Origin of the sequence: Enterobacter sp. R4-368, from assembly GCF_000410515.1 — a bacterium.
In the GTDB taxonomy this organism is placed as follows: Bacteria; Pseudomonadota; Gammaproteobacteria; order Enterobacterales; family Enterobacteriaceae; genus Kosakonia.
Genome location: NC_021500.1, coordinates 4,503,488 through 4,526,500 on the forward strand (window position 1 = coordinate 4,503,488; position 23,013 = coordinate 4,526,500).

General features: G+C 55.6%; 22 protein-coding genes. 13 read left to right on the forward strand and 9 right to left on the reverse strand.

Annotated elements, in window-relative coordinates:
* Positions 1–62: 62 nt before the first annotated feature.
* On the forward strand, positions 63–2,909 hold the full coding sequence (locus tag H650_RS21010) for an RHS repeat protein (protein ID WP_020457037.1): 2,847 nt from the start codon (positions 63–65) through the stop codon (positions 2,907–2,909).
* Positions 2,910–2,944: 35 nt separating this feature from the next.
* On the opposite strand, the gene H650_RS21015 is transcribed toward H650_RS21010, so the two are convergent.
* The 7 genes from H650_RS21015 to kdpF are packed head-to-tail and all read right to left on the reverse strand — an operon-like array spanning position 2,945 to position 11,196.
* A complete protein-coding gene (locus tag H650_RS21015) occupies positions 2,945–3,373 on the reverse strand; it encodes an EamA family transporter (RefSeq protein ID WP_020457038.1) in 429 nt (142 codons plus the stop codon).
* A 34-nt stretch (positions 3,374–3,407) separates the two neighbouring features.
* The gene (gene kdpE / locus H650_RS21020; protein WP_020457039.1) at positions 3,408–4,085 is read right to left on the reverse strand and encodes a two-component system response regulator KdpE; all 678 of its coding nucleotides are present in this window, start codon (positions 4,083–4,085) and stop codon (positions 3,408–3,410) included.
* Positions 4,082–6,769 carry a two-component system sensor histidine kinase KdpD gene (kdpD, locus tag H650_RS21025; RefSeq protein WP_020457040.1) on the reverse strand — a complete coding sequence of 896 codons (2,688 nt, stop codon included), beginning with the start codon at positions 6,767–6,769 and terminating at the stop codon, positions 4,082–4,084. The genes kdpE and kdpD overlap by 4 nt, the downstream gene beginning before the upstream one ends.
* 3 nt (positions 6,770–6,772) lie before the next feature.
* Positions 6,773–7,348: a potassium-transporting ATPase subunit KdpC gene (gene kdpC, locus H650_RS21030; RefSeq protein WP_020457041.1), complete on the reverse strand. Its 576-nt coding sequence runs from the start codon at positions 7,346–7,348 to the stop codon at positions 6,773–6,775.
* A 13-nt stretch (positions 7,349–7,361) separates the two neighbouring features.
* Complete coding sequence (gene kdpB / locus H650_RS21035; RefSeq protein WP_020457042.1) at positions 7,362–9,410, reverse strand: potassium-transporting ATPase subunit KdpB; 2,049 nt, start codon at positions 9,408–9,410, stop codon at positions 7,362–7,364.
* A 20-nt stretch (positions 9,411–9,430) separates the two neighbouring features.
* A complete protein-coding gene (gene kdpA / locus H650_RS21040; protein WP_020457043.1) occupies positions 9,431–11,107 on the reverse strand; it encodes a potassium-transporting ATPase subunit KdpA in 1,677 nt (558 codons plus the stop codon).
* Positions 11,107–11,196, reverse strand: coding sequence for a K(+)-transporting ATPase subunit F (gene kdpF / locus H650_RS21045; RefSeq protein ID WP_020457044.1), 90 nt, complete (start codon positions 11,194–11,196; stop codon positions 11,107–11,109). The genes kdpA and kdpF overlap by 1 nt, the downstream gene beginning before the upstream one ends.
* Positions 11,197–11,611: 415 nt before the next feature.
* Here kdpF and H650_RS21050 point away from each other — a divergent pair, with 415 nt between their 5' ends.
* The 8 genes from H650_RS21050 to nei all read left to right on the forward strand — a co-directional run bounded on the left by H650_RS21050 (position 11,612) and on the right by nei (position 17,597).
* Entirely contained in the window at positions 11,612–11,818 is a 207-nt protein-coding gene (locus H650_RS21050) for a YbfA family protein (protein ID WP_017455929.1), read from the forward strand.
* Positions 11,819–12,049: 231 nt separating this feature from the next.
* Positions 12,050–12,307, forward strand: a complete 258-nt coding sequence (locus tag H650_RS24915; RefSeq protein WP_286141487.1) for a DUF1722 domain-containing protein — start codon at positions 12,050–12,052, stop codon at positions 12,305–12,307.
* The gene (gene phrB, locus H650_RS21055; RefSeq protein ID WP_020457045.1) at positions 12,304–13,716 is read left to right on the forward strand and encodes a deoxyribodipyrimidine photo-lyase; all 1,413 of its coding nucleotides are present in this window, start codon (positions 12,304–12,306) and stop codon (positions 13,714–13,716) included. Before H650_RS24915 ends, phrB begins: the two co-directional genes overlap by 4 nt.
* A 10-nt stretch (positions 13,717–13,726) precedes the next feature.
* Positions 13,727–14,470 carry a type 2 GTP cyclohydrolase I gene (locus H650_RS21060; RefSeq protein ID WP_020457046.1) on the forward strand — a complete coding sequence of 248 codons (744 nt, stop codon included), beginning with the start codon at positions 13,727–13,729 and terminating at the stop codon, positions 14,468–14,470.
* 11 nt (positions 14,471–14,481) lie between these two features.
* Positions 14,482–15,138 (forward strand): 5-oxoprolinase subunit PxpB, encoded by a 657-nt coding sequence (gene pxpB / locus H650_RS21065; RefSeq protein ID WP_044489594.1) that lies wholly within the window; start codon positions 14,482–14,484, stop codon positions 15,136–15,138.
* Complete coding sequence (gene pxpC / locus H650_RS21070; RefSeq protein WP_020457048.1) at positions 15,132–16,064, forward strand: 5-oxoprolinase subunit PxpC; 933 nt, start codon at positions 15,132–15,134, stop codon at positions 16,062–16,064. The genes pxpB and pxpC overlap by 7 nt, the downstream gene beginning before the upstream one ends.
* Entirely contained in the window at positions 16,054–16,791 is a 738-nt protein-coding gene (gene pxpA, locus H650_RS21075) for a 5-oxoprolinase subunit PxpA (RefSeq protein WP_020457049.1), read from the forward strand. Before pxpC ends, pxpA begins: the two co-directional genes overlap by 11 nt.
* A gap of 14 nt (positions 16,792–16,805) precedes the next feature.
* Entirely contained in the window at positions 16,806–17,597 is a 792-nt protein-coding gene (gene nei / locus H650_RS21080) for an endonuclease VIII (protein ID WP_020457050.1), read from the forward strand.
* 45 nt (positions 17,598–17,642) lie between these two features.
* On the opposite strand, the gene H650_RS21085 is transcribed toward nei, so the two are convergent.
* Positions 17,643–18,929 carry a citrate synthase gene (locus tag H650_RS21085; protein WP_017455936.1) on the reverse strand — a complete coding sequence of 429 codons (1,287 nt, stop codon included), beginning with the start codon at positions 18,927–18,929 and terminating at the stop codon, positions 17,643–17,645.
* 203 nt (positions 18,930–19,132) lie between these two features.
* A complete protein-coding gene (locus H650_RS26250; RefSeq protein WP_436873314.1) occupies positions 19,133–19,291 on the reverse strand; it encodes a hypothetical protein in 159 nt (52 codons plus the stop codon).
* Positions 19,292–19,566: 275 nt separating this feature from the next.
* Between H650_RS26250 and sdhC the strand changes: the two genes are divergently transcribed.
* From sdhC to H650_RS21105, 4 genes are read left to right on the forward strand one after another with little or no spacing between them, the layout of a single operon-like run.
* Positions 19,567–19,971 carry a succinate dehydrogenase cytochrome b556 subunit gene (gene sdhC / locus H650_RS21090; protein ID WP_017455937.1) on the forward strand — a complete coding sequence of 135 codons (405 nt, stop codon included), beginning with the start codon at positions 19,567–19,569 and terminating at the stop codon, positions 19,969–19,971.
* Positions 19,965–20,312, forward strand: a complete 348-nt coding sequence (sdhD, locus tag H650_RS21095) for a succinate dehydrogenase membrane anchor subunit (protein ID WP_020457051.1) — start codon at positions 19,965–19,967, stop codon at positions 20,310–20,312. The genes sdhC and sdhD overlap by 7 nt, the downstream gene beginning before the upstream one ends.
* A complete protein-coding gene (sdhA, locus tag H650_RS21100; protein WP_020457052.1) occupies positions 20,312–22,078 on the forward strand; it encodes a succinate dehydrogenase flavoprotein subunit in 1,767 nt (588 codons plus the stop codon). Before sdhD ends, sdhA begins: the two co-directional genes overlap by 1 nt.
* A 15-nt stretch (positions 22,079–22,093) precedes the next feature.
* Entirely contained in the window at positions 22,094–22,810 is a 717-nt protein-coding gene (locus H650_RS21105) for a succinate dehydrogenase iron-sulfur subunit (protein ID WP_017455940.1), read from the forward strand.
* Positions 22,811–23,013: the final 203 nt, after the last annotated feature.

A 23,013-nucleotide genomic window follows, 5' to 3' on the forward strand; every position in this document is an offset into this window, starting at 1 on the left:
TTAACTCATTTTGAATCGATCCGCAGATTTCGCGCCTCGATAAAAACGACAGGAGAATGCTTATGTTGACGATTTTTGGAAAAACCCCATCAGTCAAAGTCCTTGATAACCGTGGACTAAATGTCCGCAATATTGCGTACTGCCGGCACCCCGACACCCCGGCAGTTACCAGCGAACGTATAGCCAGGCATGGGTTCAATGCGCGGGGCTTTTTGCAACAGAGTGCAGACCCTCGTTTATATGTTAACGGGGAGGTGAATTTTATCTACATGACCGATTTGTTAGGGCATGTACTCTGTGAGCAGAGTTCTGATGCGGGAACCACAATTGCGTTGAACGACAATGCCGGACGTATTTTTCTTTCCGTTACAAATATTGGTTTCCATGGTGAACGTGAGCGTTCACTGACCCGCTCCTGGCAGTATGAGAAAAGTACTTTGCCTGGCCGCTTGCTGAGTTTGACGGAGCAGGTAGCGGGAGATAATGCTCGAGTAATGGAAAGATTTGTCTACGGTAGCAATACGCAAAGTGAGCAGGATAACAATCTCTCTGGCCAGTGTATCAGCCATTATGATCCCGTAGGCCTGGTCCAGGTGGAGGTTTTTTCACTTCATGGCGTTCCTCTATCCGTTACACGCAGATTGTTGCGGGGTGCTGAAGATGCAAATACTTTTGCAGACTGGCAGGGCAGTGATATTTCTGTCTGGAACGATTCGTTGGCGAGTGAGAATTACACCACGTTGACTACCGTTGATGCCATCGGAAGTGTCCTCGCCACCATTGATGCTGTCGGCAATGTGCAACGCATTGCTTACGATGTGGCAGGATTGGTGAAATCATGTTGGCTGACAATCAACGGTGGTAAAGAGCAGCCCATTGTCACATCAATAACCTATTCTGCCGCAGGGCAAAAGCTCGTAGAACTACACGGTAATGGTGTGATGACGACCTGGACCTACGAAAAGGAAACTCAGCGCCTGGTTGGTATTAAAACCGAGCGTCCAACGACTCACCCTTCCGGTGCGAAAGTACTGCAAGATTTGCGTTATGAATATGATCCAGTAGGTAATGTACTGGTGGTCAGCAACGATGCAGAAGAGACACGCTTCTGGCGTAATCAAGAAATCGTGCCCAGGTGTACTTACCGCTATGACAGCCTGTATCAATTGATCAGGGCAACTGGTCGTGAAATGGCGGATGCAAGGCAACAAAGCAGTGCTCTCCCTGTATTTTCTTCCTTCGATGATGCTACTTACACTAACTACAGCCGCACATACCGTTATGATACCGGCAACAATCTGATACAGATTCAACAAAGCGCACCCGCCTCCGGCAATAGCTATACCACGACGATGACTGTCAGCAATAGTAGCAATCGGGCCGTGTTGAGTAGTCTGACAGAGGATCCTGCGCAAGTAGATACTCTTTTCACCTATGGCGGTCAGCAAACCGTTCTCTTCTCTGGTCAGCCACTGACCTGGACCCCGCGAGGCGAACTACAGAAAGTTGTGCCAGTCGTGCGCAACAGTGGCAGCGATGACAGCGAAAGCTATCGTTACGATGCCCGCAGCCAGCGTATTATCAAAGTGACTAGTCAACAGACTGGTGGCGGTTATCGGTCACAAAAGGTGATTTACCTGCCTGGTCTTGAATGGCGAACAACCACCAATGGCGGCACCGTGACGGAGAATTTACAGGTGATCACTACCAGCGTTGCCGACCAGGTACAAGTGAGGGCATTGCATTGGGAAAGTGGCTTACCAGGCGATATTAGCGCAAATGACCAACTACGCTGGAGCTATGGCAACCTGATCGGTAGCTGCCAGTTGGAGGTCGATGGGGACGGATACCTCATTAGTCAGGAAGAGTATTATCCCTTCGGCGGCACGGCGCTACTGGTGGCCCGTAATCAAACGGAAGCCAGCTACAAAACCTTACGTTATTCGAGCAAAGAGCTTGACGCCACAGGGTTGTATTATTACGGCTATCGCTATTATCAGCCGTGGGGCGGACGTTGGCTCAGTGCGGACCCAGAGGGAGGGCTAAATTTATTCTGCATGGTACATAACAATCCCTTGACGCTAAAAGATCCGGATGGGCGAGCGCCGATCTTAGCTTCCAGAAGTTTCGGGGAACTGATCGGTAATAATGAATTCGCTGCACTGGATCGATTACTTCATGTACCAGATAGCTTTATCGAATCGGAAAACAACCCGGTGATAGTGAGAGGAAATATCCAGGATGAACCCGCTTCTGAGGGGAGTGAAACCAGCTCGCGTAGTATCACTATCAGTTGGGAACGAAAAATCCCTCATTTTCAGCCCACGCACGAATCAGAATTGGTTGAAGAAGGGGCTGCTGTTTCTGAGGCATTTGCCAAAGATCTCCATCGCTCTGTTTATACTACTTCCTATGCCGCACTCGGTATGGATATTCCATTCTCAGCGGCAGACGTTGATCAGTTTTTCTCTCCGCAAAATAAAAAAATCCTTTCTACGGTGGCTCATCAGGGGCACCTTGCAGATATTGCTATTGAGCTTTATGGCGTAAGGCGTGTTGATGATGACAACACGTTTTCGGCTAAACGTGACAGCAAACCTGAACATTTAATCGTTCATGAGGGGGATGTGTACCGCATCACCTCCAGGCAACAGTTCGAAATGAAAAATATGGATACTGAAGAATATCTGGCAGAGGGGAGTTTTAGCGCGACAGTCGAACAAACGACATATCTTGACGCGACGAATTTCGATGCTTCAGGTAGCAGACTATTAACCTATCAGACGAAGGATAAACCCTCCACTCAACGGATTGTATTTAAGATGAGGTTACCTAATTCACCTCCTACAACTCCAACGAAGAAAGGCGGCCTTTTCTCCCGAATGTTTAGTCGTCAAATATCCCGATAATATTCGCACAGGCTCCTCCCGGAGCCTGTTTTTAATTACCCCAGCGCCACCATCAGCGCACCGGCGGTAATCAACGCCACACCCGCGCCAGAAATGAGAGAAACTTTCTCGCCAAACAGCACCACCGCCAGAATCACCGCAAATACCACGCTGAGCTTATCAATCGGCGCCACGCGCGATACATTCCCGGTTTTGATCGCCATAAAGTAGAACAGCCACGACAGCGCACCGGCTACGCCGCTTAGCACCACAAACAGCAACGCTTTTTTATCGGCGAATACCGTCGAAATCAGCGACAGCTTGCCCTGAACCACCACCACGCCAACCAGAAAAATCGCCATCACCACCGCACGGATGGCGGTGGCGGTATTGGCATCAAGATGTTGTAAACCGATTTTGCCGAAAATGGCGACCAGCGCAGCGGTCAGCGCCGACAGCAAGGCATAAATTAACCAGGTACTCATGATTCCCCTCCCAAAAAATCAGAAGGATACGCCGTCAGAGCATAAACCGGTAGCCGATACCTGTTTCCGTCAGTAAATGGCGAGGGCGCGCCGGATCAACCTCCAGCTTTTGCCGCAAATGCCCCATATAAATACGCAGGTAATGGCTGTGTTCCACGGCGTTAGGACCCCAGACCTGGCTAAGCAGCTGGCGCTGCGTCAGGACTTTCCCGTGGTTATTGAGCAGCACCGCCAGCAGGCGAAACTCAATCGGCGTGAGATGAAGTTCTTCCTCTCCGCGCTGAATGCGGCGGTTAGCCAGATCGACGCGGATATCTGAAAAAGTGACCACCGGCTCATCAGGTGTGGCTGCTGCATGGCGGCGCAGCGCGACGCGCAGGCGCGCCTGCAATTCGCCAATGCCAAACGGCTTGCTGAGATAATCATCGGCACCCGCATCCAGCGCGGCGATCTTGTCGCTCTCTTCAGTACGCGCAGAGAGCACAATCACCGGCATGTTGCTCCACTGGCGCAGATCACGAATAAAGTCGAGCCCGTCACCGTCCGGCAACCCTAAATCAAGGATCACCAGATCCGGCTTGCGGGTGGCAGCTTCAATTAACCCGCGCTGCAGTGTTTCTGCTTCATGGACGCGCAGCCCCTCGGCTTCCAGCGCGGTGCGCAGAAAACGGCGGATAGCTTGTTCATCTTCAACAATCAGAACGTTGATCACAGATCCTCAGGTAATTCATCCAGTTGCGGCGGTGTTTCCCGTGGAAGTGTAACACAAAACAGCGCGCCGCCTTGCGGACGGTTGCGGGCAGCGATGGTGCCGCCATGCACCTCGACAATCGCCTGGCAAATCGCCAGCCCCAGCCCAACGCCGGGAATGGCAGACTCTTTGGTTCCGCGGGCAAATTTATCGAAAATCGCCGCTTCCTGACCTGCTGGGATCCCCGGCCCGTTATCCCACACATCCAGCGTTAACTGGTCCGGCGTGCTGTGTGCGGTAATGCCGATTTCGGCGCGATGCCCGGCATATTTCACCGCATTTTCCAGCAGATTAATCAACACGCGCTCAAACAACGGGCCGTCAACATGCACCAGCATCAGCGGATCGGGCAGGTCGAGCGCAATATGCTGGCCGCCAAGCCCTGGCTCCAGCGTTCGCAACGCACTGCCAATCACCTCTTCGAGGGTCAGCCACTCTTTTTTCAGGTTAAAGCCGCCGGACTGGATGCGCGCCATATCCAGCAAATTGTTCACCAGCCGCGTGGTGTTCAGCACATGCTGGCGGATTTCGTTAGCTTGCGGCGCATGTGCTGAACCTTCGCTCGCCAGATCCAGTGTGAGGATCTCCGCCTGACCAAACAGCACGGTCAGCGGCGTGCGCAGATCGTGAGACAGCGCCGCCAGCAGCGAGTTGCGAATACTTTCGCGCTCGCTGGCAAGCCGCGCCTGCTCTTCGCTGGTGGCTAATGCCTGGCGCTCCAGCGCGCTGGCGACCAGCAGGGTGAAGGTTTCCAGCAGGCGCTGCTGTTCCGGGATCATTAACTGGCGCAGATTCGCCGGTTCAACAATCAACAAGCCATGGGTTTTTTGATCGCTTTTTAACGGCAAAATTTGATACGGCACGCCGGGCAGCGTATCGGTGCCCGCGCCGGCAGGCTGGCCTTTATCAAAGCTCCAGCGGGCGATGGCGTCATCCCACGGCGTCATGCCGTGCGTCTGCGTCACAGCCGCCAGCTGGCCGTGGCTGTCCGGCAACAGCAGTTTGCTGCGCGCATTAAACGTGGAGTGGATAAAGGTTTCGCTGGTCGCGGCGATATCCTGATTGCTACGTCCAACCGCCAGCGCTTTTGACATCTCATACAGATGACGGGTGCGCTGCTCCCGGTAGCGCGCCACGCGCGCCTGGTAACGAACACCGGCCGTCAGGTTGCCTATCACCAGGCCTACCGTCAGCATTACGCCAAAGGTCAGCAGGTACTGCACATCGGACACCGCCAGCGTGCCGCGCGGGGCAATGAAAAAGAGATCGAAGCTGACAACGTTAATTACCGTGGCGAAAGCGGAGGGCCAGCGGCCAAAAAACAGCGCCACCAGCACCACGCCAAGCAGATAGATCATCACCAGGTTGGCGGCATCAAATGCCGTCAGCCACTGCATAGCTATCAGGGTAATGGCGGCGCAAAGCGCAAGCGCGACGAGACAGCCTTTAAGCTGCACGCGAAAGCGATCCATAAACGGGCGAATATCCCCAGCGCGGGCGGGCAGGGGAGTCGGCGCATCTTCCAGCGCGATAATCACCAGATCGAGATCCGGCGCGCGCCTGGCGAGCCTGTCGGCAAAGGATTCCCGGCTCCACCAGTGGCGTTTGTTGCGTCTGCCAATCAGAATTTTGCCGAGATTATGTTCGCGCGCGTAACGCAAAATGGCGCGGTCTTCCGCCGGATCGGAAAGGGTGGCGGTTTCTGCGCCCAGCTCCTGCGCCAGACGCAGCGAACTTAAAATCGCCCGCCGCTGCGGCTCCGGCAGTTTATGCAACGTTGGGGTTTCGACATACACCGCATGCCAGGCGCTGCCGAGCTTGGCCGCCAGGCGTGCGGCAGTGCGGATCAGCTTCTCATTGCCTGCGCCGTGGCCGACGCAAAGCAAAATCGCATCACGCGTGTGCCAGACTTTTTCTTCGCCCTGGCGGTCGCGCCAGGCGCGCATTTGGTCATCCACCCGATCGGCTGTGCGGCGCAGCGCCAGTTCGCGCAGGGCAATCAGGTTGCCTTTACGGAAGAAGTGCTCAATCGCGCGTTCCGCCTGACCGCCAATATAGACTTTGCCTTCGTGCAGACGCTGGCGCAGGTCATCCGGCGGTAAATCCACCAGCACCACTTCATCGGCGCTGTCAAAGAAGGGGTCCGGCACCGTTTCGCGCACCTGAATCCCGGTCACGCCGCTGACCACGTCATTCAGGCTTTCGAGGTGCTGAACGTTGACGGTGGTAAAAACATCAATTCCCGCTTCCAGCAGCTCTTCGACATCCTGCCAGCGTTTCGGGTGGCGCGAGCCGGGCGCGTTACTGTGCGCCAGCTCGTCCATCAAAATAAGCGCCGGACGCCGCGCAAGGGCGGCGTCCAGATCAAACTCCTGAATTAAGCGTCCGCGATGGTGAATACGCCGGGCGGGCTGCGTTGCCAGCCCCTCCAGCAGCGCGGCGGTCTCTTTTCGACCATGGGTTTCCACGACGCCAATCAGAATATCCAGCCCTTGCGCCCGCAGCCGCTGTGCTTCCTGCAGCATCGCAAAGGTTTTCCCCACCCCGGCGCAGGCGCCAAAAAAGACTTTTAGCTTGCCCCGGTGCGCGGTGGCGGCATGCTCCAGCAGGCGGTCGGGATTGGGGCGCAAAGGCTCATCAGTCATGCTTTATTTGTCCTTGAGCGCATCCAGCGCCAGATTAAGTTCCACCACATTCACCACCGGTTGGCCGATAAAATTCACCAGCGGCGTTGAGGTGTGCTGCGCCACCAGTTTCGCCACCACCTGCACCGGCAGGTTACGCGCCTGCGCCACCCGCGGGATCTGCCATTCCGCGGCCTGCGGAGATAACTGACCATCAAGGCCGCTGGCCGAGGAGGTAATGAGTTCTACCGGTACATGCGTATCCGCTTGCGGGTTGTCGGCCCGCAGTTGCGCGACGCGCTGCGCCACTGCTTTATCCAGCTCCGGGTTGCTACCCGCCAGGTTACTGCCGCCGGACGCCATAGGATTATAAGGCGCGTCCGCCGTGGCGGAAGGGCGACCATGAAAATATCCCGGCTGGGTAAAATCCTGGCCTAACAGGCGAGAGCCACGCACATTGTCGCCTTCACGAATAAGTGAGCCGTTGGCCTGATCGTGAAACCACCACTGCCCCAGCGCGGTAGTCAGCAGCGGATAAAGCCCGCCGGTAATCAGGGTAAAGAGTATCAAAAGCAGAAATGCGGGACGTAATAAAGCCATTTTTATCTTCCTCTTACACCAGGCCGAACAGCGTGAGAATAAGGTCGATCGCTTTGATGCCAATAAACGGCACGATCAAACCGCCCAGCCCGTAGATCCACAGGTTGCGACGCAGCATGGCAGAGGCGGTCAGCGGTTTGTAGCTCACCCCTTTCAATGCCAGCGGGATCAGAAACACAATCACCAGCGCGTTAAAAATAACGGCACTCAAAATCGCCGACGCCGGGGAGTGCAGGTGCATCACGTTGAGCATATTCAGTTGCGGATAGGTCGCCGCAAACGCTGCCGGGATAATGGCGAAGTACTTCGCCACATCGTTAGCGATACTGAAGGTGGTCAGCGAACCACGCGTCATCAGCATCTGTTTGCCGATATGCACCACTTCAATCAGCTTGGTGGGGTTGGAATCCAAATCCACCATGTTGCCCGCTTCTTTCGCCGCCTGTGTACCGGAGTTCATCGCGACCGCCACATCCGCCTGCGCCAGCGCGGGGGCGTCGTTGGTGCCATCGCCGGTCATCGCTACCAGCCGGCCTTCTGCCTGATACTGGCGGATCAGCGCCAGTTTGGCTTCCGGTGTCGCTTCGGCCAGAAAATCGTCGACACCCGCTTCAGCGGCAATCGCGGCGGCGGTCAGGCGGTTATCACCGGTGATCATCACCGTTTTAATACCCATTTTGCGTAACTGAGCAAAACGCTCTTTTATGCCGCCTTTGACGATATCTTTCAGCGCAATCACGCCCAGCACTTTTGCCCCTTCGGCAACCACCAGCGGCGTTGCTCCCTGGCGCGCCACGCGTTCGACCAGCGCTTCGACATCAGCCGGGAACTGACCGCCATTCGCTTCGATATGGCGGCGAATGGCATCGACGGAACCTTTGCGGATCATCCGGTCCTGCACGTTAATCCCGCTCATCCGGGTTTGCGCGGTGAACGGCACAAAGGTCGCTTGCAGACTCTGCATGTCGCGCTCGCGCAGGTTAAAGCGCTGTTTCGCCAGAATAACAATACTGCGGCCTTCCGGCGTTTCGTCCGCCAGCGAGGAGAGCTGCGCGGCATCGGCCAGCGTTTTTTCATCCACGCCCCGGGCGGGCAGGAAGTCTGACGCCTGGCGGTTACCCAGCGTGATGGTGCCGGTTTTATCCAGCAATAACACATCGACATCGCCCGCCGCTTCCACCGCGCGACCGCTGGTGGCAATCACGTTTGCCCCCAGCATGCGGCTCATCCCCGCGACACCAATCGCGGAAAGCAGTCCGCCGATAGTGGTTGGGATGAGACATACCAGCAGGGCAACCAGCACGGTGACACTCACCGGCGTGCCGCCGTATACGGAGAAGGGCCACAGCGTTGCCGTTGCCAGCAGGAACACGATCGTCAGCGCCACCAGCAAAATGGTCAGCGCGATTTCGTTCGGCGTTTTACGCCGCTGCGCGCCTTCCACCATCGCGATCATGCGATCGAGGAAGGTTTCACCAGGGTTAACGCTGCACTGGATCACCAGCCAGTCAGAGAGAATACGCGTACCGCCGGTTACTGAGGCGAAATCGCCGCCGGACTCACGAATCACCGGTGCGGATTCCCCGGTGATCGCGCTCTCATCCACCGACGCGCCGCCTTCGATCACTTCGCCATCGCAGGGGATAATGTCGCCTGCTTCCACCAGCACGATGTCGCCTTTGCGCAGATCTTCCGCCGGAATGTGGTCGATTTGCGCGTCATGCTGCGGGGCGCGAAGTTTGCGGGCAAAGGCGGTCTTTTTCACCCCTTTCAGGCTGTTGGCCTGCGCTTTACTGCGGCCTTCGGCCAGCGCTTCGGCGAAGTTGGCGAACAGAACCGTCACCCATAGCCACACGCTGATCGCGCCGGTGAACCACGCGCTGCCGTCGAGATGACCGGTCGCCATTGCCAGCGCCAGCAGGGTAGTTAACACGCTGCCAATCCAGACAATAAACATTACCGGGTTACGCCACTGCACATGCGGGCTTAACTTGGTCACGGAATCCATCAGCGCCTGGCGAACAAGATTCGGTTCGAAAAGCGCCAGTTGTTTACGACTCATATAACGCGTCTCCGCCACTCTTAAAATTGCAGGTATTCCGCCACCGGGCCAAGCGCCAGGGCTGGAATAAAGGTTAAAGCGCCGACCAGTAACACGGTGCCGATCAGCAGGCCGATAAACAGCGCACCATGCGTTGGCAGCGTGCCGGAGCTGGTCGGTTGAATTTTCTTCGCCACCAGCGAACCGGCAATCGCCATCACCGGCACAATCACACCAAAGCGGCCAAAGAACATGCAAAACGCCAGCAAACAGTTCCAGAACGGCGTATTGGCGCTTAAGCCCGCAAAGGCGCTACCGTTGTTATTGGCGGCAGATGAGACGGCGTACAGCACTTCGCTAAAGCCGTGAATACCGGGGTTGAACATGCCGCTGCGACCGGCGTCGGTCATCATCGCCAGCGCGGTGCCAATCAGCACCAGAGCCGGGGTGACGAGGATCGCCAGCGCGGTCATTTTCATTTCACGCACGTCGATTTTCTTGCCGAGGAATTCAGGTGTGCGGCCAATCATCAACCCGGCGATAAACACTGCGAGCAGCACAAACAGCAGCATGCCGTAAAGACCCGAACCCACGCCGCCGAACACCACTTCGCCAATCTGCATCAGCCACATCGGGATCATGCCGCCAAGCGCGGTAAACGAGTCATGCATGGCGTTGACCGCGCCGCAAGAGGCCGCGGTGGTGACCACGGCGTACAAGCTGCTGGCCAGAATGCCGAAACGGCTCTCTTTCCCTTCCATATTGATGGCGCTGTCGCCGCCGAGCGTCAGGAAGTGCGGGTTACCCTGCAACTCCGCCCACATCACAATCCCGGCGCAGATGACGAAAATAATCGACATTGCCCACAGCAACATGTGTCCCTGGCGGCGATCGCCGACCGCATCGCCAAAAGCGAAGCACAGCGCCGCCGGGATCAGGAAGATCGCCAGCATCTGCACAAAATTGGTTAAGGCTGTAGGGTTTTCAAACGGATGCGACGAGTTGGCGTTAAAGAAGCCGCCGCCGTTGGTGCCGAGCATTTTTATCGCTTCTTGCGACGCAACAGGCCCCATCGGCATCAGGTGTTGCACACCTTCCAGCGAGGTATAAGCCTGGTACGGCGAAAAGTTTTGCAGCGCCCCTTGCTGAATAAAAAACAGAGCAATCAGCAGTGCGATGGGCAGCAACAGCCACAGGGTAATGCGCGTGATATCAACCCAGGCGTTACCGAGCGTCTCCATACTGCGACGTGAAAAAGCGCGGATCAGCGCAAAGACCACAGCAATACCCGTCGCGGCGGATAAGAAGTTTTGTACCGTCAGTCCCGCCATCTGGCTGAAATAGCTCAGGGTGCTCTCCCCGGAGTACGCCTGCCAGTTGGTGTTGGAGATAAAGCTGACGGCGGTGTTCAGCGCCAGGTGCCAGGAGAGCCCCGGCAGGTTTTGTGGGTTAAGCGGCAGAATGCCTTGCAGCATCAGCATCGCAAACAGCAGCACCAGGCCGAAGATGTTCAACCACAAAATCGCCAGTAAATAGTGCCGCCAGTTCATTTCACGGGTATCGATACCAAGCCCGCGCCAGAGGAGGTTTTCCACACCGCGCACGCCGGGCAGCGGCTGCCCGGCGATCATTTTCGCCAGCAGCGAACCGAGCGGACGCGCGAGGATAAACAATACCAGCAGAAAGCTGGCAATCAGAAGAAACGCCTGAGCGGCCATCAGAAAGCCTCCGCGTTGATCAGGGCATAAACCAGATAGCCCAATAACAGGAAAACCAGCACGATGCCGATTACTACGCCTGCACTCACAATCCACCTCCGGGGTGATTTAACGATGTGCAGAAAAAGTAGAATTTTCGACGCAAAGATTTCGCAAAAATCGGCGGGCGAGGTGTAAAAAAAATATAAAAATCGCGCGGAATGAGCAGGGGGAGTGGTGTGAATGCGCGTTGTCCCTTTCCCCGGGCAGCCCTGCTTATCAAATAATCCACAATTTAACTGATGGTTAGTATTAATTTAACCATTTTGTAACTTATTTACCGGCTCAATGTAAATAAAGCCTAAATTGACAAAAAATAGTGGTCGGATGAGTAGTAAAATTACAAACAAAACGGTACTATTTTAACCAGATTTCAGTGCCGCCCTGGTTTTTACGTTAGTGAGTTTCAGTGGGGGCTAATTATTTTCCGGTGCTGCTTACCGGCCTGACAAAGGGGAGAGAATTATGGACACATACAAAGCGTTTCCGGCTCATATTGTGTTGATGCGACGTGCTTTCGCCGTTCTGGCGGGTGTGCTGGCGTTGCCGGTAATGTTGTTCTGGAAAGACCGCGCACGTTTTTATAGCTATCTGCATCGCGTCTGGGCAAAAACCAGCGATAAACCGGTGTGGATGGAGCAGGCAGAGAAAGTAGCCTGCGACTTTTATTAATCGACGACACACAGCAAACCTCATCGCCACCGCTTTTGCGGTGGCTTTTTTTTATCTGCGGCCTGTGACTACCCTTACCGGGGTAGAAAAAGGAGCCGTAATGCGCGAGAACATCCCCGCTGGCATTCATGCCTGTTTGTCCGGGAAACCCGTCTTTTTTACGGTTGTTATACAGGGCTTGCGCTCGCGGCTAAGTCGCTCTCTGCCCGCCAGATATTTGCTCCGACCCGCCTGGCGCTAACCACGCGGCGCAATCATACCAGGGCGTTGATGCCTGGTTTTTATCAAACGCTTTATGCCCGCCAGCAGCCAGCTCTCTCCACGCTGATTGAATGTTATCGCCAGCGACCCCAGCCACGGCTTGCACCGAAGACCTTACTCAAACACTATATGGTTGAATTTCCCGACGCGTCCCTGGCCGGGCTACGCCATGTCAACTCCCCGGCCAAAGGCGCGGTGCTTACATTAAGGATATTAGGAGCGGTATGACCACCCATCTGGTCTGGTTTCGCGCGGATTTGCGCGTGCACGACAATCTTGCGCTTGCTGCTGCCTGTCGCAGCGATAACGCGCAGGTAAAAGCCCTGTTTATCGCCACGCCGGCACAGTGGCGGCAACATAATATGGCGCCACGCCAGGCTGCCTGTCTCAATGCGCATCTCAACGCCTTGCAGCAGGCGCTGGCGGAAAAGGGCATTCCGTTGATCTACCGGGAAGCGGCAGATTTTACCGACAGCGTACAAACGGTGGTGGATGTCTGTGGGCGCGAGCAAGTCAGCCATCTTTTTTATAACTATCAATACGAATTTAACGAACGACAGCGTGACGTGGCCGTCGAAAAGGCACTGCCAAATGTTGCCTGCCAGGGTTTTGACGACAGCGTGATGCTGGCACCTGGTAGCGTGATGACCGGCAATCATGAGATGTATAAAGTCTTTACGCCCTTTAAAAATGCCTTTCTGCGTCGGCTGAAAGCGGATCTGCCTCAGTGTGTCGCCGCACCGCACCCGCGTGAAGGCGTCGAGGTCGCAATAAAACCGATTACGCTTGATTATCCGCAGCAGGAATTTGACGAAAACTTGTTCCCGGCCGATGAGAAAAGCGCTCTCGCACGGCTTCGTCAGTTTTGCCAGCAGCAGGCGGCGGCGTATGAGCAGCTGCGCGATTTCCCGGCAATCGAAGGCACCAGCCGCTTGTCGGTGTGTCTGGCGACTGGCGCGTTATCACCGCGCCAGTGCCTGCATCGTCTGCTGGCTGAACAACCGCGGGCGCTCGACGGCGGACCGGGAGCCGTGTGGCTGAATGAGCTGATTTGGCGCGAATTTTATCGCCATCTGATGACCTATCATCCGGCACTCTGTAAGCATCGTCCTTTTATAGCCTGGACTGATAAGGTGCAGTGGCAGGAAAACGCCGGGCATCTGCAAGCCTGGCAACGCGGCAATACCGGCTACCCTATTGTTGATGCGGCGATGCGCCAGTTGAACGCTACCGGCTGGATGCACAACCGCTTACGGATGATAACCGCGAGCTTTCTGGTCAAGGACTTACTTATCGACTGGCGCCATGGGGAGCGTTATTTTATGTCGCAGTTGATCGATGGCGATTTCGCGGCAAACAATGGCGGCTGGCAGTGGGCGGCCTCGACGGGCACCGATGCGGCTCCCTATTTTCGTATTTTTAACCCGACCACGCAGGGCGAACGGTTTGATGCTGACGGCGCGTTTATTCGCCACTGGCTACCGGAGCTGAAAAATGTGCCGGAAAAATCGGTGCATCAACCCTGGGACTGGGCGGATAAACACCGGGTAAAACTCGATTATCCCCGCCCGATTGTTGACCATAAACAGGCGCGTACCGCCACGCTGGCGGCCTATGAAGCTGCCCGTAAAGCGTAAAGGAGTGATGATGAAAAATACCGAGCTGGAAAAAGTGATTAACGAAAAACTTAACAGTGCGGCGTTCAGTGATTACGGCCCGAACGGGCTACAGGTTGAGGGGCGGGAAACGGTACAGAAAATTATCACCGGCGTGACCGCAAGCCAGGCATTGCTGGACGAAGCGGTACGCCAGCAGGCGGACGCGGTGATTGTGCATCACGGTTATTTCTGGAAAAACGAAGCGCCGATCATTCGCGGGATGAAGCGTAATCGCCTGAAAACGTTACTGGCCAATGACATCAACCTGTACGGCTGGCACCTGCCGCTTGATGCGCACCCACAGCTTGGCAATAACGCTCAACTGGCGGCGTTGCTCGGCATTAACGTAATGGGCGAAATTGAAGAGTTGCTGCCGTGGGGCGAACTCTCCATGCCGGTTCCGGGGCTGGAGCTGGCGTCGTGGATTGAAGCGCGTCTCGGGCGCAAGCCGCTGTGGTGTGGCGATACCGGGCCGGAAAAAATCACCCGCGTTGCCTGGTGTACCGGCGGCGGGCAGGGTTTTATTGATAAAGCGGCCCGTTTCGGTGTTGATGCGTTTATCACCGGCGAAGTCTCCGAGCAGACCATTCACTCTGCCCGTGAACAGGGGCTGCATTTCTACTCTGCGGGTCACCACGCTACCGAGCGCGGTGGTATTCGCGCGCTCAGCGACTGGCTGAATGAAAATACCGATCTTGACGTCACGTTTATCGATATTCCGAACCCGGCGTAAGGAGAGTACAAGTGCAGCGAGCACGGTGTTATTTGTTAGGTGAAAGCGCGGTGGTGCTGGAGCTGGAGCCTCCGGTACAACTGGCGACGCAAAAGCGTATCTGGCGGCTGACGCAGCGGCTGGCGGACGTGCCGGACGTGGTGGAAGCCATTCCGGGGATGAATAACATTACGGTGGTGCTGCGCGATCCGCATTCGCTGGCGCTCGACGCTATTGAGCGTTTACAGCGCTGGTGGGAAGAGAGCGAGGCGCTGGAGCCCGAGTCACGATCCATTGAGATCCCGGTGCTGTACGGCAAAGCGGCCGGGCCGGATCTGGGGCTGGTGGCGGAACACTGCCGGATGACGGAAAAGCAGGTTGTTGAGCTGCATGCTTCTGTCGATTACGTGGTGTGGTTTCTTGGCTTCCAGCCTGGTTTCCCTTATCTGGGCGGGATGCCGGAGGCGCTCGCCACACCGCGCCGCGCTGAACCGCGAGTGAGCGTTCCCGCCGGCTCTGTCGCCATTGGCGGCGCGCAAACCGGCATTTACCCACTGGAAACACCCGGCGGCTGGAACCTGATTGGTCGTACCGATCTGGCGTTATTCAACCCGCGCTTGCCGGAGCCGGTGCTATTACGTCCGGGCGATACGCTGCGGTTTGTGCCGCGCAAGGAGGGCGTATGCTGAACATTATCCGCGCGGGAATGTATACCACCTTGCAGGGCGGCAAACGTATTGGCTTGCGCCAGTCCGGCGTCAGTTATTGTGGCGCGCTGGACGAACCCGCGTTGCAAATTGCCAATGCGCTGGTGGGAAACGCGCCGGAGGCGGCGGCGCTGGAAATCACCTTCGGTCAGTGCGAAGTGGAGTTTGGTCGCGATGTCTGGTTTGCGCTCACTGGCGCAGGCTGTGAGGCGAAACTTGACGGCAAAGCGGTGTGGACCGGCTGGCGATTTGCGGCAAAAGCCGGGCAGCGGCTGGTACTGAAAAGGCCGCTGCATGGCGTGCGCAGTTACCTGGCGATAGCGGGTAGCTTTGCAGTACCTGCGGTGATGGGCTCGGTCAGTACCGATCTGAAAACCGCTATCGGCGGGCTGGAAGGGCGATTATTGCGCGATGGCGATGTGTTGCCACTGGGCGAACCTGTCCGTCATTTTCACACGCAGCAAGGGGTAAAACAGTTGCTGTGGGGCAACCGTATTCGCGCATTGCCTGGGCCGGAGTATCACGAATTTGACAGCGCCTCGCAGGAGGCGCTCTGGCGTTTGCCGTGGCAGATAAGCCCGCAGAGTAACCGCATGGGTTATCGTTTGCAGGGCCAGCCGCTGGTGCGCACTACGTCACGCGAACTGCTTTCCCACGGCTTGTTGCCGGGCGTCGTGCAGGTTCCCTCTAACGGGCAACCGATAGTGCTGATGAATGATGCCCAGACCACAGGCGGCTACCCGCGAATTGCCTGCATTATCGAGGCGGATATGTACCATCTGGCGCAAATCCCACTCGGGCAGCCGATACACTTTGTCCAGTGCTCGCTGGATGAGGCACTGAAGGCGCGGCGCGAGCAGCGTATCTATCTCGATCAACTGGCATGGCGTCTGCACAATGAAGATTGATTTAAACGCCGATCTCGGCGAAGGCTGCGGCAACGATGCGGCGCTGCTCCAGCTTGTTTCTTCCGCCAATATCGCCTGCGGTTTTCACGCAGGGGATGCGCAAACCATGCTGAGCTGTGTACGCGAAGCATTGCGTAACGGTGTGGCGGTGGGCGCCCATCCCTCTTTTCCGGATCGGGAGAATTTTGGCCGTACGCCGATGCACCTGCCACCGGATATTGTCTATGCGCAGATGCTGTATCAAATTGGTGCCCTGGCGGCGATGGTGCGTGCCGAAGGCGGCAAACTGCACCATGTGAAACCGCACGGTATGCTCTACAACCAGGCGGCGGATGAAGTGGCGCTGGCCGATGCCATTGCCGGAGCGGTTTACGATGCGGATCCCGCATTGATTCTGGTTGGGCTGGCGGGCAGCGAGTTAATTCGTGCCGGAGAGCGTTATGGTTTGCGTACGCGCCAGGAGGTGTTTGCCGATCGCGGCTACCTTCGCGATGGTCGGCTGGTGCCGCGCAGTGAGCCTGCCGCACTGATTGATGATGACAATCTGGCGCTGGCGCAAACGCTGGACATGGTGCTGGAAGGGCGGGTGAGGTGTGTCACCGGTGAGTTTGTTAATGTGCAGGCGCAAACGGTGTGCCTGCATGGTGATGGCGAGCACGCGCTGCTGTTTGCCCGCCGCTTACACGGTGCCTTTGCCCAACGTGGTGTGATGATTTCCGCCCACTAACGCAAGGAGTTTTTATGCCGGAAGGACCGGAGATCCGCCGGGCGGCGGATACGCTTGAAGCCGCTGTTAAAGGCAAACCATTGACGGATGTCTGGTTTGGCCTGCCGTCGTTGAAAGGTTTCGCCGCTGATCTTGTGGGGCAGTACGTTGAGAACATTGAAACGCGGGGAAAAGCGCTTCTGACGCATTTTTCCGGTGGACTGACGCTTTACAGCCATAACCAGCTTTACGGCGTCTGGCGTGTGGTCGGGGCAGGTGAGATCCCGCAAACCAACCGTGTGCTGCGTGTGCGGCTGCAAACGGAGCAGAAGGCGATTTTGCTGTACAGCGCGTCGGACATTGCGTTACTCACACCGGAACAACTGGCGCAGCATCCGTTTTTACAGCGTGTTGGCCCGGATGTGCTGGATATGACGCTAACCGTAGAGCAGGTAAAAGCGCGGTTGTTATCTCCCCGTTTTCGCCGTCGCCAGTTTTCCGGGTTATTGCTCGATCAGGCCTTTCTTGCCGGGCTGGGAAATTACCTGCGCGTCGAAATTCTCTGGCAAAGCGCCCTGGCACCGCAGCGTAACGCTTCGCAGCTAAGCGAAGAACAACTCGACGTGTTAGCGCATGCGCTGCTGGATATTCCGCGTTTGTCGTACCAGACACGCGGCGTGGTGGATGAGAATAAACACCACGGCGCGCTGTTTCGCTTTAAGGTGTTTCACCGCGCAGGCGAACCGTGCGAGCGTTGCGGCGGGATAATTGCGAAAACCACCATGTCGTCCCGGCCGTTTTACTGGTGCCCGGCTTGTCAGCATTGAAATAAAAAACGCGCCTGAAGGCGCGTTTTTTCTGCGGGTTAGCTATCAATCTTTTTTCAGATCGGAGCTGAACTCGCGTTTTTCATAACCGGTGTACAACTGACGCGGACGGGCAATTTTAATGCCGTCGTCGTGCATTTCGTTCCAGTGTGCAATCCAGCCCACGGTACGCGCCATCGCGAAGATAACGGTAAACATGGAAGAAGGAATACCCATCGCTTTCAGAATGATACCGGAGTAGAAGTCGACGTTCGGGTAGAGCTTACGTTCGATAAAGTACGGGTCGTTGAGCGCAATGTGCTCAAGCTCCATCGCCACTTCCAGCAGATCATCTTTGGTGCCCAGCTCACGCAGCACTTCGTGGCAGGTTTCACGCATCACGGTCGCCCGCGGGTCATAGTTCTTGTAGACACGGTGACCGAAGCCCATCAGACGGAACGAATCGTTTTTGTCTTTGGCGCGGCGCAGGAATTCCGGAATGTGTTTCACGGTACTGATCTCTTCCAGCATCTTCAGCGCAGCTTCGTTGGCGCCGCCGTGTGCCGGTCCCCACAGGGAGGCGATACCCGCAGCGATACAGGCGAACGGGTTCGCGCCAGAAGAGCCAGCGGTACGCACGGTAGAGGTGGAAGCGTTTTGTTCATGGTCGGCGTGCAGGATCAGAATGCGGTCCATTGCGCGTTCCAGCACCGGGTTCACTTCATACGGTTCACACGGCGTGGAGAACATCATGTGCAGGAAGTTACCGGCGTAGGAGAGGTTATTCTGCGGGTAGACGAACGGCTGACCAATGGAATATTTGTAACACATCGCCGCAACGGTCGGCATTTTCGACAGCAGGCGGAACGCGGCAATCTCGCGGTGACGCGGATTGTTAACATCCAGTGAGTCATGGTAGAACGCGGCCAGCGCGCCGGTCACACCGCACAGCACCGCCATTGGGTGCGAGTCGCGACGGAAACCGTGGAACAGACGGGTGATCTGCTCATGGATCATGGTATGGCGCGTTACGGTCAGTTTGAATTCGTCAAACTGTTCCTGCGTCGGTTTTTCGCCGTACAGCAGAATGTAGCAGACTTCCAGATAGTTGGATTCGGTCGCCAGTTGGTCGATAGGGAAACCACGGTGCAGCAGAATACCTTCGTCACCGTCGATAAAGGTGATTTTCGATTCGCATGATGCGGTAGAGGTAAAACCTGGGTCAAAAGTGAATACCCCTTTTGAACCGAGACTACGGATATCAATCACATCCTGACCGAGCGTGCCTTTTAGCACATCCAGTTCAATAGCAGCGTCACCATTGTAGGTGATGGTTGCTTTCTTATCAGCCATTTACGGTCTCCTTAGCGCCTTATTGCTTAAGACCGCCAGTCACCGGATTTGCATTCAACTGCCCGTCAACGTTACCAGTTTGTTATTTAGCTCGCAGCTCTGTTGAGAGGAGGTACCAGGGTACAGAGCGATGGGCGCGTGCAAGTACACATTGAAAACACAGTGAAAAAACAGCAAATCAGCGTCTTAGCAGTCCGAATTTATCAAACCTGTATACCACTAATAACTGTCCTGATTACATCGGTCAATACCATCACACTGTTACATAACTTATTCTCAGGTGAAAGTAAGACCCCATAACTTTTGCGAATTATAAGCCCTTTCTGGCGTAGTTTGTAACAAGAATGTTTAACTTTTGTCAAATCAGATGATTAAAATTTAAAAGAATGTTGTTATCGTGATGGGGGTCACTGTTCTGCATAAAACCCGACAAACTATATGTAGGTTAATTGTAATGATTTTGTGAACGACCTATACTGCCGCCAGGTCTCCGGAATACCCCTGCAATCCCGAGCCACCCAGCGTTGTAACCTGTCGTTTAGCATCTGGAAGCTAATTTTTTGCATGACGAGCAGTTATAGAAAAGGACGCTGTCTGACCCGCACGCAGACCGGAGGAAGGAAACTATAAGAATAGCATGTGGGCGTTATTCATGATAAAAAATGTGAAAAAACAAAGACCTGTCAATCTGGATCTGACAACAATTCGGTTTCCTGTTACGGCTATAGCTTCCATTCTCCACCGCGTTTCCGGCGTCATTACTTTCGTGGCGGTTGGCATTCTGCTGTGGTTATTGGGCCTGTCGCTGTCGTCCGAAGAGGGCTTCCTGACCGCCTCTGCCATCATGAGCAGCTTTTTCGTTAAATTCATTTTCTGGGGCATCCTGACAGCGCTGGCTTATCACGCTGTGGGCGGTATTCGCCATATGTTAATGGATTTTGGCTGGCTGGAAGAAACCTTCGAAGCAGGAAAGCGTTCCGCTAATCTCTCTTTTGCAATCACTGTCGTGCTTTCAATTCTCGCAGGAGTCCTCGTATGGTAAGCAACGCCTCCGCATTAGGACGCAACGGCGTACATGATTTTATTCTTGTCCGTGCTACTGCCATCGTCCTGACGTTATACATCATCTATATGGTCGGTTTTTTTGCCACGCACGGCGATCTGACCTGGGTGGTATGGACTGGGTTTTTCTCCTCCGCTTTCACCAAAGTCTTCACGCTGCTGGCGCTGTTTTCGATTCTGATCCATGCCTGGATTGGCATGTGGCAGGTGTTGACCGACTACGTTAAACCGCTGGCTGTGCGCCTGGTTCTGCAACTGGCTATCGTCGTTGCACTCGCGGCTTACGTGATTTATGGATTCGTTGTGGTGTGGGGTGTGTAATGAAACTGCCAGTCAGAGAATTTGATGCTGTTGTTATTGGTGCCGGTGGCGCAGGTATGCGCGCGGCGCTGCAAATTTCCCAGAGCGGGCAAACCTGTGCGCTGCTCTCTAAAGTCTTTCCAACCCGTTCTCACACCGTATCTGCGCAGGGCGGTATTACCGTTGCGCTGGGTAATACCCATGAAGATAACTGGGAATGGCACATGTACGACACGGTAAAAGGTTCCGATTACATCGGTGACCAGGATGCCATTGAATATATGTGTAAAACCGGCCCGGAAGCGATTCTTGAGCTGGAACATATGGGTCTGCCGTTCTCCCGTCTCGATGATGGCCGTATCTATCAACGCCCGTTTGGCGGCCAGTCGAAAAACTTCGGCGGCGAGCAGGCGGCGCGCACGGCAGCCGCAGCGGACCGTACCGGTCATGCGCTGTTGCACACCCTTTATCAGCAAAACCTGAAAAATCACACGACGATCTTTTCCGAGTGGTACGCGCTGGATCTGGTGAAAAACCAGGATGGCGCGGTGGTGGGTTGTACCGCACTGTGTATTGAAACCGGTGAAGTGGTCTACTTCAAAGCGCGTGCAACCGTGCTGGCGACCGGCGGCGCGGGCCGTATTTACCAGTCCACCACCAACGCACATATCAATACCGGCGACGGCGTGGGTATGGCGCTGCGCGCAGGCGTACCGGTGCAGGATATGGAAATGTGGCAGTTTCACCCGACCGGTATCGCGGGCGCGGGTGTGCTGGTAACGGAAGGTTGCCGCGGGGAAGGCGGTTACCTGCTGAACAAACATGGCGAGCGCTTTATGGAGCGTTATGCGCCAAACGCCAAAGACCTGGCGGGTCGTGATGTGGTGGCGCGTTCCATCATGATCGAAATCCGTGAAGGTCGCGGCTGTGACGGCCCGTGGGGCCCGCACGCGAAACTGAAACTCGATCACCTGGGTAAAGAGGTGCTGGAATCGCGCCTGCCGGGGATCCTTGAACTGTCGCGCACCTTCGCACACGTCGACCCGGTGAAAGAGCCGATCCCGGTCATCCCGACTTGCCACTATATGATGGGCGGTATTCCGACCAAAGTCACTGGCCAGGCGCTGACGGTGAACGAGAAAGGCGAAGATGTCGTCATTCCGGGGCTGTTTGCCGTAGGTGAAATTGCCTGTGTATCCGTACACGGTGCTAACCGTCTGGGCGGTAACTCGCTGCTGGATCTGGTGGTGTTCGGTCGCGCGGCAGGTCTGCATTTACAAGAGTCTATCGCCGAGCAGGGCGCGCTGCGCGATGCCAGCGAGTCTGATATCGAAGGTTCCCTTGAGCGCCTCAACCGCTGGAACAACAACCGCAATGGCGAAGATCCGGTCACCATTCGTAAAGCGCTGCAAGAGTGTATGCAGCATAACTTCTCGGTCTTCCGCGAAGGCGATGCGATGGCGAAAGGGCTTGAGCAACTGAAAGTGATCCGCGAACGTCTGAAAAACGCCCGTCTGGACGATACCTCCACCGAATTTAACACCCAGCGCGTTGAGTGCCTGGAGCTGGATAACCTGATGGAAACCGCGTATGCAACGGCGGTCTCCGCAAACTTCCGTACTGAGAGCCGTGGCGCGCATAGCCGCTTCGACTATCCGGATCGTGACGACGAAAACTGGCTGTGCCATTCCCTGTATCTGCCAGAAACGGAGTCCATGACGCGTCGCAGCGTCAATATGGAACCGAAACTGCGTCCGGCATTCCCGCCGAAGATTCGTACTTATTAATGCGGAGACAGGATAATGAAACTCGAATTTTCGATTTATCGCTATAACCCGGACGTTGATGACGCGCCGCGCATGCAGGATTACACCCTTGAAGGCGAAGAAGGGCGTGACATGATGCTGCTGGATGCGTTAATGCAGCTGAAAGAAAAAGATCCTACGCTGTCGTTCCGCCGCTCCTGCCGTGAAGGGGTGTGTGGTTCCGATGGTTTGAACATGAACGGTAAGAATGGTCTGGCGTGTATCACCCCGATTTCCGCTCTGGGCAACGGCAAACAGAAGATTGTGATCCGTCCTCTGCCTGGTCTGCCGGTAATCCGCGATTTGGTGGTGGACATGGGACAATTCTACGCCCAATATGAGAAGATTAAGCCTTACTTATTGAATAATGGGCAAAATCCGCCAGCAAGAGAGCACTTACAGTCACCTGATCAGCGTGAAAAACTCGACGGTTTGTATGAATGTATTCTCTGCGCCTGCTGCTCGACATCTTGCCCGTCGTTCTGGTGGAACCCGGACAAATTTATCGGCCCGGCCGGTCTGCTGGCGGCGTACCGTTTCCTGATCGACAGCCGCGATACGGAAACCGATAACCGTCTGGAAGGGTTAAGCGATGCTTTCAGTGTATTCCGCTGCCACAGCATTATGAACTGCGTCAGTGTATGCCCGAAAGGGCTGAACCCGACGCGCGCCATCGGCCATATTAAGTCGATGTTGTTGCAACGAAGCGCATAAATGTCAGTGCCGGATGGCGCTGACGCGTATCCGGCCTACATTAATAGTGATGTTTTTTTTGCCCGGCAGCGTTAGCGCCGCCGGGTAACAAGGAAGCAGGAAACCTTTAAAAACCGCCACAGTAGACATAATCGAGATGTCTGGTGCGAGACAAGGCGGCAACTGAGCGCATCCCTGGGAGCATAGTCAACTATGTGACCAGA